Below are 10,243 nucleotides of genomic sequence, written 5' to 3'. Positions count from 1 at the left end.
GCCCCAACCGCGAGACCGAAGGCATGAAGGACGGCACCGACGCCGTGAGCGACTGGCCGCTGCTCAACGCTCTGCTCAACACCGCCGGCGGCGCCACCTGGGTCAGCCTGCACCACGGCGGCGGTGTGGGCATGGGCTATTCGCAGCACTCGGGCATGGTCATCGTGGCCGACGGCACCGAAGCAGCGGCCCAACGCCTTGCCAATGTGCTGGTCAACGACTGCGGTAGCGGCGTGATGCGCCATGCCGATGCAGGCTACGAGCTGGCGGTGGAGACGGCCAAGAAGCAGGGCCTGAAGCTGCCGATGATCAAGTAAGCCCGCCGATACTCGCGGGATCTATCTATCAGTCTGCACGTTTGATCTGGAGGTGAGGTGCCATGTCCGATGTTTCGTCCGGGGTTTTGCAGCAACCGTGGCAGGCGCGCCTGCGCGAGCGACTGAGCGACCAGCAGGTCGCCGAATTCGCCCGCGATGGTGCGATCTGCATCAAGCAGTTGCTCACGCCTGAAGAGGTCGCGTTGCTGCGCGAGGGCATCGATGCCAACCTGGCCGCGCCCAGCCCGCGCGCCAAGGTGGCCAGCAGGCCGGATGACCCGGGCCGCTTCTTTGAGGATTTCTGCAACTGGCAGGACATTCCGCAGTTCGGCCGCTTCGTGCGCGAAACCCCGCTGGCCCTGGCCGCCCAGCGCCTCATGCAGTCGCGCACCGTGCGGCTGTACCACGACCATGTGCTGGTGAAGGAGCCGGGAACCCGCCAGCGCACGCCCTGGCATCAGGACCAGCCGTACTACAACATCGACGGCATGCAGAACATCAGCATGTGGATTCCGGTCGATCCGGTGTCCCGCGCTGCGACGCTGGAGTTTGTGGCCGGTTCGCACAAGGGGCCGTGGCTCATGCCGCGCACCTTCATGGACAACCAGGCGAAGTGGTTCCCCGAAGGCAGCCTGCAGGACCTGCCCAACGTTGAGGCCGACCGTGCTGCATTTCCCATCGTGGGCTGGGAGATCGAGCCCGGCGACGTGGTGTGCTTTCACATGCTCACGCTGCATGCGGCGGGTGGGGTGGAGGGCCCCAACCGCCGCCGCGTGTTCTCGGTGCGGTTCCTCGGCGACGATACGCGCCATGCACCCCGGCCGTGGAAGACTTCGCCTGAGTTTCCGGGTCTGGCGGATGAGTTGCCCGCTGGCGCGGAGATGGACCATCCGCTGTTTCCGCTGCTGGTCACCGGCGCAGAGCCGACCACCGCAACATCCTGATTGATGAACACGGCAACAACGATGGCAATGCACTTTTTTGACCTGGCCACCACCCCCAGCATGCCCTGGAAAAACGGCGGCGGCAGCACGCAGGAGCTGGCCTGCTGGCCCCCGGGCGCCGACATGAACAGCTTTGAGTGGCGCGTGAGCCTGGCCACGGTGGACCGGCCCGGGCCGTTCTCCGTCTTCCCGGCCATCGACAGGCAGATCATGCTGCTGTCTGGCGACGGCCTGCACCTGCGCAGCCCTGGCTGGGAGCACCGGCTGAAGCCGCGCTGGCAGCCGTTTGCGTTTTCCGGCGACGATGCGGTGGACAGTGCGATGCTGGGCGGCACCTCCAAGGACTTCAACCTCATGTTGCGGCGGGGCCTGTGGCATGGGCCTCTGCAGGTGGTGAGCGATGCGCAGTCGCCCGGCGACACGCCCGCAGGCCTGTGCCTGGTGCTGCAGGGCGATTGGCAGTGGGTGGCGCCGGGCGCCGGGCCGCGTGCGCTGGCGGCAGGGCAGGGCTTTTGGTGGGCGGGCGAGGGCGGTGCAAGGCCGGGCCAACTGAAGCCGTTGCATGCAGGGGCCGACGCCGATGCGCCCGCACTGGTCTGGATCGCCTTGCAGCGCGGTGCAGCTCCCAAAATTTGAATAAAAATGGCCGCCACCGCCTGATGGATAAGCGCTGGTAGCTATTATTTGTATAGCATTTAACACGGAGCCCACGGGTGGGCAGGCAGATGCAACACATGGACAACCACGGCCACCCGAACGGGGCGGCCGCCAGCCAGAACGCCGATGGCGTGTGGCACAACCTGAAACCCGCGCCCGGCCTGTGGGCGGCCGACGTGGCAGTGCCTGAGGGCCAATCGGCCTGCGTGGTGGTGCAGCAAGGCCAGATGGCCTGGGTGGGGCCCGAGGCGCAGTTGCCCGCCGCTTACCAGGCATTGCCGCGCCACGATGCGCGGGACGCGCTCGTGACCCCCGGGCTGGTGGATTGCCACACGCACCTGGTCTATGGCGGCCAGCGTGCCAACGAATTCGCCATGCGCCTGGCCGGTGCCACCTACGAAGAAGTGGCCAAGGCGGGCGGGGGCATTGTGTCGTCGGTCAAGGCCACGCGTGCGGCGTCGGAAGACGAGCTTTTTGCCCAGGCCGTGCCGCGCCTGCAGGCCCTGCTGGCCGAGGGCGTATGTGCCATCGAGATCAAATCGGGCTACGGCCTGGCGCTGGAACATGAGCGCAAACAGCTGCGCGTGGCCCGCCGCCTGGGCGAGGCGTTTGGCGTGACGGTGCGCACCACCTTCCTGGGCGCGCACGCGCTGCCGCCCGAGTACGCAGGCCGCAGCCAAGCCTATGTCGATCTGGTCTGCAACGAGATGCTGCCCGTGCTGGCCGCCGAGGGCCTGGTGGATGCGGTGGATGTGTTCTGCGAGCGCATCGCCTTCACGTTGGCGGAGACGGAGCAGGTCTTCCAGGCTGCGCAAAAGCTCGGCATCCCCGTCAAGCTGCATGCCGAGCAGCTGTCGGACATGGGCGGATCGGCGCTGGCCGCGCGGTATGGCGCACTGTCGTGCGACCACATCGAGCACCTGTCGACCGATGGCGTTGCTGCGATGAAAGCCGCAGGCACTGTGGCCGTACTGCTGCCGGGCGCTTACTACACGCTGCGCGACACGCACCTGCCGCCCATCGCACAGCTGCGCGAGGCGGGCGTGCCCATGGCCGTCTCCACCGACCACAACCCGGGCACCTCGCCCGCGCTCAGCCTGCTGCTCATGGCCAACATGGCCTGCACGCTGTTCCGCCTGACGGTGCCCGAGGCACTGGCGGGCATCACCACCCATGCGGCACGCGCGCTGGGGTTGCAAGATTCCCACGGCCTCATCGCATCGGGCCGACCTGCCAACTTCGTGCTGTGGCCTGTGGGCGAGGCGGCCGAGCTGGCCTACTGGTTTGGCCAGAAGCCCGCCTGCACCATCGTGCGGCAGGGGCGCATCCACGGAGTCATGCCATGAGCGAGCCGCTTCAACGCCAGCTTTTCGCGGCCGATGCCTTGCTGCCCACCGGCTGGGCGCGCGATGTGCTCGTCGCGTGGGATGGGGCAGGGCGCATCACCGCAATCACGCCCAACGCGCAGCCCAACGGCGTCGCAGTGGCCCCCGGCCCGCTGCTGCCCGGCATGCCCAACCTGCATTCGCACGCCTTCCAGCGCGCGTTTGCGGGCCTCACGGAATACCGGGGCGAGAGCCAGGACAGCTTCTGGAGCTGGCGCAACCTGATGTACCGCTTTGCCGCGCGCATCACGCCCGAATCCCTGGAGGCCATTGCCACCTGGCTGTATGTGGAGATGCTGGAGGCGGGCTACACCAGCGTGTGCGAGTTCCACTACGTGCACCACGACCAGGACGGCCGCCCCTATGCCGATGACGCCACACTGTCGCTGGCGCTGCTGCGTGCGGCGAAGAGCGCGGGCATCGGCATCACGCTGCTGCCGGTGCTGTACCAGACCAGCGGCTTTGGCGCCAAGCCGCCGCGTGCCGACCAGGCGCGCTTTGTCCGCAGCACCGATAACATGCTCTCCTTATTGGAGCGCCTTGCGCCCGCTACACGGGCGCTGGGCGGCATTCTGGGTCTGGCCCCGCATTCACTGCGCGCCGTGCCGCCGGATAGCTTGGCCGCCGCCGTACAGGGCCTCACGGCGCTGAACCTCCAGGCCCCCATCCACATCCACATTGCCGAGCAGACGCAGGAGGTTCAGGACTGCATCGCCTGGAGCGGGCAACGCCCCGTGCAGTGGCTGCTGGAGCATGCCCCCGTGGATGAACGCTGGTGCCTGGTGCACGCCACGCACATGACACCGCAGGAATACGCCGACGCCGCGCGCACGGGGGCTGTGGCCGGTATCTGCCCCACCACCGAGGCCAACCTGGGCGACGGCCTCTTCGACATGCCGCTGTGGCTGCAGCACGGCGGCCGCTGGGGTGTGGGCTCCGACAGCCACGCCTGCGTGAATGCCGCCGAGGAACTGCTGATGCTCGAATACGGCCAGCGCCTGTCGCTGCGCCAGCGCAATGTGCTGGCCAGCAGCACCCAGGCCGAGGTGGCCACGGCCATGACCCTGCAGGCGGTGCAGGGCGGGGCGCAGGCATCCGGCCGCTCACCCGGCGGCATGGCGGGCCTTGCAGGCCTGGCGGTCGGCCAGCAGGCCGACATGGTGGCGCTGGATGCGCAGCATGTGGCTCTGGCGGGCCTGCCTGCGCCCAGCATGCTGTCGTCCCATGTGTTCGGCAGCCACCGTACCTCGGCCATCGACAGCCTGTGGGTCGCGGGCGTGTTGCGGGTGGCGCAGGGGCGTCACGCCCTGCACGACACGGCTGCGCAGGCTTTTGTGGCGGCGCGCTCCACCACCATTTCGGCCGGTTGACTTCCCCCTGTTCTTTGACTCCATCCACGGTCCCATCCATGACCACCACACCCCCGCCCTTCACCTTTCACCAGGGCACGCAGCCACTGCTGATCTCCATGCCCCATGCAGGCACCTATGTGCCGCCGCAGCTCGCTGCGCGCTTTACCGACGAAGCCCGCCAGGTGCCCGACACCGACTGGCACATGGAGCGCCTGTATGCGTTTGCGAAAGACATGGGGGCCTCCATCCTCGTGGCCACGCATTCGCGCTACGTGGTGGACCTGAACCGCCCTCCCGATGGCGCGAGCCTGTACCCCGGCCAGAGCGTCACCGGTCTGTGCCCTGTGGACACCTTTGACGACACGCCTATCTACGCGCAGGGCGACGTGCCCGATGAAGCCGAAATCGCCGCGCGCCGCGAGGCGGTCTGGGCGCCGTACCACGCGCAACTGCGTGCCGAGCTGGACCGCATCCGCGCGCAGCATGGCGTGGCGGTGCTGTGGGACGCGCACTCCATCCGCTCGGTGCTGCCGCGCTTTTTTGAGGGCAAGCTGCCCGACCTGAACCTGGGTACGGCCGATGGCGCCAGCTGTGACCCGGCGCTGGCGCAGGCGCTGCTGGCCATTGCGCAGTCGGCGCCGGGCTACACCGGTGTGCTCAATGGCCGCTTCAAGGGCGGTCACATCACGCGCCACTACGGCCAGCCCGCACAGAACATCCACGCGGTGCAACTGGAGATGACGCAGTGCAGCTACATGCAGGAGGCCTTGCCTTTTGACTACCTGCCCCAGGTGGCGGCCGGGGTGCAGCCGCATCTGGAGCGGTTGCTGAAGGCTGCGCTCGGGTTTGCGCGGGCGCAAACCCCGGGCTGATCTGTCTCTGGCTTTACCTTCCGACAGCGCGGTAGGGTCAGGGATCGGTGCTAGGATGGGGTGAGCAGCCTCAGTTTTGTGCGGGCTGCGCGGTGTGCCACGCGGCCACCTGTGCGGAAGGAGCCGCATCCTTATGGAAACTGCGGCTTATTACTACATGCCTTTGTTCAAGCCTGGCGCCGTCGTCCAACTGGGGGGCAGCCGTGAAACGGTGAGCCATGTGGTGGTGCGGCGCGGTGGCCTGTTGGTGCACCTGGTGGGGCGCGATGTCCCCGTGCACCCTGACACACTCTGGCTGGAGCCCAGTGCGTTTCAGCTGAGCCGGGTGCCCGAGTAAGGCCCGCGCACTGCTGCCGGGCAACCCGGTAGCAAGCTCTCCCGTCAGCCAGCCGCCCGCTGTGCCATCGCTTCACCCAGCTGAATGGGCCGTGCGGGCGCCCACTGGGGGTTGAACTGCAGCGGCCCCTTTGGGAACAGCATCACCACGGTGGAGCCGAGCAGAAAACGCCCCATCTCTTCGCCCTTTTGCAGGCTGACCTGGCCTGGTGCGTAGTCCCACTGGCGCAGCGTGCCGGGGCGCGGCGGGTTCACCTGGCCGTGCCACACGGTGGCCATGCTGCCCACGATGGTGGCACCCACCAGCACGAGCACAAACGGGCCCTGGGCCGATTCAAAAAAGCACACCACGCGCTCGTTGCGCGCAAACAGCCCGGGCACGCCGCGTGCCGTGGTGGGGTTCACCGAAAACAGGTCGCCTGGCACATGCACCATGCGCGTGAGCTCACCCGCGCAAGGCATGTGGATGCGGTGGTAGTCGCGCGGGCTCAGGTACAGCGTGGCGAAGTAGCCGTCATCAAAACGGGCTGCAGCAGCGGCGTCGCCACCCACCAGGGCGGTGGTGGAGTAGGTGTGCCCCTTGGCCTGGAAGACCTGGTCTTTGGCGATGGGCCCGAACTGGCTGATGGCACCGTCCACGGGGCAGATCAGGTCGGCATCGGCGAGCGGCCGCGCGCCGTCTTTCAGTGCGCGCGTGAAGAAGTCATTGAAGCTGGCGTAGCTGGCGATGTCGGGGTTGGCCGCCTCGCCCATGTTCACGTTGTAGCGGCCCACAAACCAGCGGATCACCGAGGTGGTGAGGCCGCCCAGCCGGGCCGATGCGAATTTGCCGGCCAGGGTGGTCAGTGCCTGTTTGGGCAGGAGGTATTGCGGCAGAACTGCCAGGCGATCAGACACGGGCGAACCCCTCGAAGACGAAAGCGGATGATTCTATCGGCGCGGGCGGGCATCGCCCGCACGGTCACACCCCGAGGTATTGGTCCAGTAGCGCGGGCTGCGCGTGCAGCGCGTCCGAGCTGCCTTCAAACACCACCTGGCCCTTGACCAGGATGATGTTGCGGTCGGTGATTTGCGTGACATGTTTCCAGTTCTTGTCCACGATCACGCTGCTGATGCCGCTGTCCTTGATCAGGCTGCAGATGCGCCAGATCTCGCGCGCGATGAGCGGCGCCAGCCCTTCGGTGGCTTCGTCGAGGATCAGCACATCGGGGTTGGTCATCAGCGCGCGGCCGATGGTCAGCATCTGCTGCTCGCCACCGCTGAGCTGCTGGCCGCCATGGCCCAGGCGCTCCTTCAGGCGCGGGAAGGTCTCCAGCACGCGCTCGTAAGTCCAGTCGCGCTGGCCGCGCGTGCCCGCACGTGCGGCCATCTGCAAATTCTCGACCACGCTGAGGTTGCCAAAGATGCCACGGCCTTCGGGCACGTAGGCAATGCCGAGGCGAGCGACCTCGTAGGGCGGCTTGCCCGTCACGTCGCGGCCCGCCACGGCCACGCTGCCCGAGCGGGGCTTGACCAGGCCCATCAGCGACTTGAGCAGGGTGCTTTTGCCCATGCCGTTGCGGCCCATGAGACCGATGGTCTCGCCCTGGCCCACGGTGAAGTCAATGCCGTGCAGGATGTGGCTGCTGCCGTAGAAGGTGTGGATGCCTTTGGCATCGATCCATGGAGTGGTCATCTCAGTGGTCCTCGCCCAGGTAGGCGGCCTGCACCGTGGCATCGGCGCGCACCTCGGGCGGTGTGCCGTGCGCAATCACCTCGCCGTTGACCATCACGGTCAGGCGGTCGGCCAGCGCGAACACGGCGTCCATGTCGTGCTCCACCAGCATGATGGCGTGCGCGGGCTTGAGGCGCTGCAGCAGGTCCACCATGCGCTCGGCCTCGGCCACGCCCATGCCGGCCAGGGGCTCGTCGAGCAGCAGCACCTGGGGCTCGGTGGCCAGGGTCATGGCGATCTCCAGCTGGCGCTGCTCGCCGTGGCTCATGGCACCGGCAATCGCTGTGCGCCGGTCTTTGAGGCCAGACAGCTCGATAGCGCTTTCCAGACGTGCGCTGGTAGCTCTGTTTTTGATAGTGGCTGCACGGGTGTCCTGCCACCAGCGCAGCGGGTTCCAGGGCTGCTGCGCATCGCGCGACTGGGCAGCCAGTCGCACGTTCTCGTGCACCGTGAGCGGCAGGAAGATGTTGGTCTTCTGGTAGCTGCGGCCCAGGCCTTGGCGTGAGATGCGCTCAGGCGCCCAGCCGGTCACATCGGTGCCGCCCAGCAGCACGGTGCCCGAGGTGGGCGGCAGGTCGCCAGAGAGCAGGTTGGTCAGCGTGGATTTGCCCGCACCGTTGGGGCCGATCACGGCATGGATCTGGCCGCGCCAGAGGTCCACAGAGACGCCATTGACGGCGGCCAGACCGCCGAAGCGCTTGGTGAGCTGGCGGGCAGAGAGCAGGGCGTCAGCCATGGTGAGAATCCTCTTGCGCTTTGCCAGTCCGGCGCTGCCCCAGCATGCCCAGCAGCCCGCGCGGCGCGGCCACCACCACCAGCACGATGAAGCCGCCCATCAGCAGCTGCCAGTGTTTGGTGATGTCCTTGAACACATGCAGCAGATACTCAAAGGCGAAGGCGCCGACGATGGCCCCCGCAAAATTGCCCATGCCGCCCAGGATGATCATCATGATGGCGTGGGCGCTCATGTGAAAACCCATCAGCTCCGGGTTCACATAGCCGGTCTGCGCGCCCCACAGGTAGCCCGCCAGCCCCGCCAGTGCGCCCGCCACGGTAAACGCCGTGAGCTTGTAGCCCTGGGTGCCGAAACCCATCGCGCGCATGCGGTGCTCATTGATGCGAATGCCCGCGAGCGCCCGGCCCAGCGGGCTCCAGAGCAGGCGGCGCAGCAGCATGTAGACGATGACCACCAGCGCCAGCGTGAAGTAGTAGAAGGTCTTGCGGCCCTCCAGGTCGAACGGTAGCCAGCCAAAAATGGAGGCGTCGGGCCGGAAGTTGATGTACAGCCCGTCCGAGCCGCCCAGCGCCTTGTTGTCGAAGAACAGATAGAACACCATCTGGGCAAATGCCATGGTGACCATGATGAAGTAGATGCCGTGGGTGCGCACCACAAAGAAACCGATGACCAGGGCCGCCAGCGCAGCGCCCGCCACCGCCAGCGGCAGCGTCCACCACAGGCTCACGGGCGCGTCGGCCGGAGTGAGGAAGGCCAGTGCATAGCCCGCCACACCAAAGTAGGCAGCGTGGCCCAGCGACACCAGGCCGGTCACGCCCTGCAGCAGATCCAGGCTCATCGCAAAGATGGCCATGATCATCATGCGCGTGACCATTTGTACGTAGAAGTCGCTGCCGACCACGGGGAACAGCAGCAGCGCAGCCAGCCCCAGCGCGAGGGCGAACTGCACGCTGCGCGGCAGCACTTCGATATTGGCGCGGGGGGTGCTCATGAGGGGCTGCCGGGCTGGGAGGCGTATGACATGCGCGAAGTGACAAGCATGGGGGTCATCATTGTTTGAAAAGACCTTCGGGTTTCCACAGCAGCACCGCCGCCATCAGCATGTAGACCAGCATCCCGGCCACCTGCGGTAAAAGCACCTTGCCAAACGTATCGACAAAGCCCACCAGCAGCGCAGCAATGAGCGCACCGCGTACCGAGCCGATGCCACCAATCACCACCACCACAAAACACATGATGAGGACCGACGAGCCCATGTTGGGGTAGACGCTGGACACCGGCGCCGCCACCATGCCCGCCACCGCCGCCAGGCCCACGCCCAGCGCAAACACGATGGCATGGATGAGCTTGATGTTCACGCCCAGGGACTCGGCCATGTCGCGGTTGAAGGCACCCGCGCGGATCTTCATGCCCAGGCGGGTTTTGGAGATCAGCAGATACAGCGCCACGGCCAGCGCAATGCACACACCCGAGATGAACAGCCGGTAGACCGGGTAGGAGAGGGTGTCGGTGAGCGGAATGGACCAGTCCAGCATCTGGGGGATGGGTACGCCGTGTACATCATCGCCCCACAGGATGGAGCGCAGCTCCTCAAAGATGTAGATCAGCCCGAAGGTCAGCAGCACCTGGTCCAGGTGGTCGCGGTGGTAGAAGTGGCGGAACAGAAGCCATTCGAGCGCCAGCCCGAAGATCGCCGACAGCAGCGCCCCCCCCACGATGGCCAGCGCCAGGCTGCCGAAATGCCCCGACAGCGAATACGCGAGGTAGGCCCCCAGCATGTAGAAGCTGCCGTGCGCCAGATTCACCACGCCCATGATCCCGAAGATCAGCGTGAGGCCGGCCGCCAGCATGAACAGCAGCAGGCCGTACTGCACGCTGTTGAGCAACTGGATCAGGAAGGTGGCGAAGTCCATCGGGTGCCGTGGTTGGG

The 10,243-nt window shown here is 66.8% G+C and carries 11 protein-coding genes and 1 pseudogene; 7 read left to right on the top strand and 5 right to left on the bottom strand.

The annotated features are described in order from the left end of the window. From AC07Z7_RS11560 to AC07Z7_RS11530, 7 genes and pseudogenes are all read left to right on the top strand, one after another. A pseudogene (locus AC07Z7_RS11560) lies at positions 1-317 on the top strand (urocanate hydratase); the annotation flags it as partial. Positions 318-379: 62 nt separating this feature from the next. Beyond that, positions 380-1,261, top strand: a complete 882-nt coding sequence (locus tag AC07Z7_RS11555; RefSeq protein ID WP_494766312.1) for a phytanoyl-CoA dioxygenase family protein — start codon at positions 380-382, stop codon at positions 1,259-1,261. 21 nt (positions 1,262-1,282) lie between these two features. Next, a complete protein-coding gene (locus tag AC07Z7_RS11550; protein WP_494766311.1) occupies positions 1,283-1,897 on the top strand; it encodes a HutD/Ves family protein in 615 nt (204 codons plus the stop codon). 89 nt (positions 1,898-1,986) lie between these two features. Continuing rightward, positions 1,987-3,264 (top strand): imidazolonepropionase, encoded by a 1,278-nt coding sequence (hutI, locus tag AC07Z7_RS11545; protein WP_494766310.1) that lies wholly within the window; start codon positions 1,987-1,989, stop codon positions 3,262-3,264. Further along, entirely contained in the window at positions 3,261-4,673 is a 1,413-nt protein-coding gene (locus AC07Z7_RS11540; RefSeq protein WP_494766309.1) for a formimidoylglutamate deiminase, read from the top strand. Before hutI ends, AC07Z7_RS11540 begins: the two co-directional genes overlap by 4 nt. Positions 4,674-4,711: 38 nt before the next feature. Then, positions 4,712-5,527, top strand: a complete 816-nt coding sequence (gene hutG / locus AC07Z7_RS11535) for an N-formylglutamate deformylase (RefSeq protein WP_494766308.1) — start codon at positions 4,712-4,714, stop codon at positions 5,525-5,527. A gap of 133 nt (positions 5,528-5,660) precedes the next feature. After that, positions 5,661-5,864, top strand: coding sequence for a hypothetical protein (locus AC07Z7_RS11530; RefSeq protein ID WP_094290971.1), 204 nt, complete (start codon positions 5,661-5,663; stop codon positions 5,862-5,864). 44 nt (positions 5,865-5,908) lie between these two features. Here the strand turns inward: AC07Z7_RS11530 and asd are convergent, their stop codons facing one another. From asd to AC07Z7_RS11505, 5 genes are all read right to left on the bottom strand, one after another. Further along, positions 5,909-6,760, bottom strand: coding sequence for an archaetidylserine decarboxylase (gene asd, locus AC07Z7_RS11525; protein ID WP_494766307.1), 852 nt, complete (start codon positions 6,758-6,760; stop codon positions 5,909-5,911). A 64-nt stretch (positions 6,761-6,824) separates the two neighbouring features. Further along, positions 6,825-7,538 carry an ABC transporter ATP-binding protein gene (locus AC07Z7_RS11520; RefSeq protein WP_094290973.1) on the bottom strand — a complete coding sequence of 238 codons (714 nt, stop codon included), beginning with the start codon at positions 7,536-7,538 and terminating at the stop codon, positions 6,825-6,827. A 1-nt stretch (position 7,539) separates the two neighbouring features. Then, on the bottom strand, positions 7,540-8,313 hold the full coding sequence (locus AC07Z7_RS11515; RefSeq protein ID WP_094290974.1) for an ABC transporter ATP-binding protein: 774 nt from the start codon (positions 8,311-8,313) through the stop codon (positions 7,540-7,542). Next, on the bottom strand, positions 8,306-9,304 hold the full coding sequence (locus tag AC07Z7_RS11510; protein WP_094290975.1) for a branched-chain amino acid ABC transporter permease: 999 nt from the start codon (positions 9,302-9,304) through the stop codon (positions 8,306-8,308). The genes AC07Z7_RS11515 and AC07Z7_RS11510 overlap by 8 nt, the downstream gene beginning before the upstream one ends. A 58-nt stretch (positions 9,305-9,362) precedes the next feature. Beyond that, positions 9,363-10,226: a branched-chain amino acid ABC transporter permease gene (locus tag AC07Z7_RS11505; RefSeq protein ID WP_494766306.1), complete on the bottom strand. Its 864-nt coding sequence runs from the start codon at positions 10,224-10,226 to the stop codon at positions 9,363-9,365. Positions 10,227-10,243: the final 17 nt, after the last annotated feature.

This window comes from Acidovorax sp. GW101-11A03, from assembly GCF_059424825.1.
Note: the sequence above shows the minus strand (reverse complement) of the source record. Positions and strands in the feature narration are given on the sequence as shown.

Coding starts and splice junctions, on each gene's coding strand:
- hutI (WP_494766310.1), top strand. CDS start 1,987: ATGCAACACATGGACAACCACGGCCACCCGAACGGGGCGGCCGCCAGC.
- AC07Z7_RS11550 (WP_494766311.1), top strand. CDS start 1,283: ATGGCAATGCACTTTTTTGACCTGGCCACCACCCCCAGCATGCCCTGG.
- AC07Z7_RS11530 (WP_094290971.1), top strand. CDS start 5,661: ATGGAAACTGCGGCTTATTACTACATGCCTTTGTTCAAGCCTGGCGCC.
- AC07Z7_RS11520 (WP_094290973.1), bottom strand. CDS start 7,538: ATGACCACTCCATGGATCGATGCCAAAGGCATCCACACCTTCTACGGC.
- AC07Z7_RS11510 (WP_094290975.1), bottom strand. CDS start 9,304: ATGAGCACCCCCCGCGCCAATATCGAAGTGCTGCCGCGCAGCGTGCAG.
- AC07Z7_RS11505 (WP_494766306.1), bottom strand. CDS start 10,226: ATGGACTTCGCCACCTTCCTGATCCAGTTGCTCAACAGCGTGCAGTAC.
- AC07Z7_RS11540 (WP_494766309.1), top strand. CDS start 3,261: ATGAGCGAGCCGCTTCAACGCCAGCTTTTCGCGGCCGATGCCTTGCTG.
- AC07Z7_RS11555 (WP_494766312.1), top strand. CDS start 380: ATGTCCGATGTTTCGTCCGGGGTTTTGCAGCAACCGTGGCAGGCGCGC.
- AC07Z7_RS11515 (WP_094290974.1), bottom strand. CDS start 8,313: ATGGCTGACGCCCTGCTCTCTGCCCGCCAGCTCACCAAGCGCTTCGGC.
- hutG (WP_494766308.1), top strand. CDS start 4,712: ATGACCACCACACCCCCGCCCTTCACCTTTCACCAGGGCACGCAGCCA.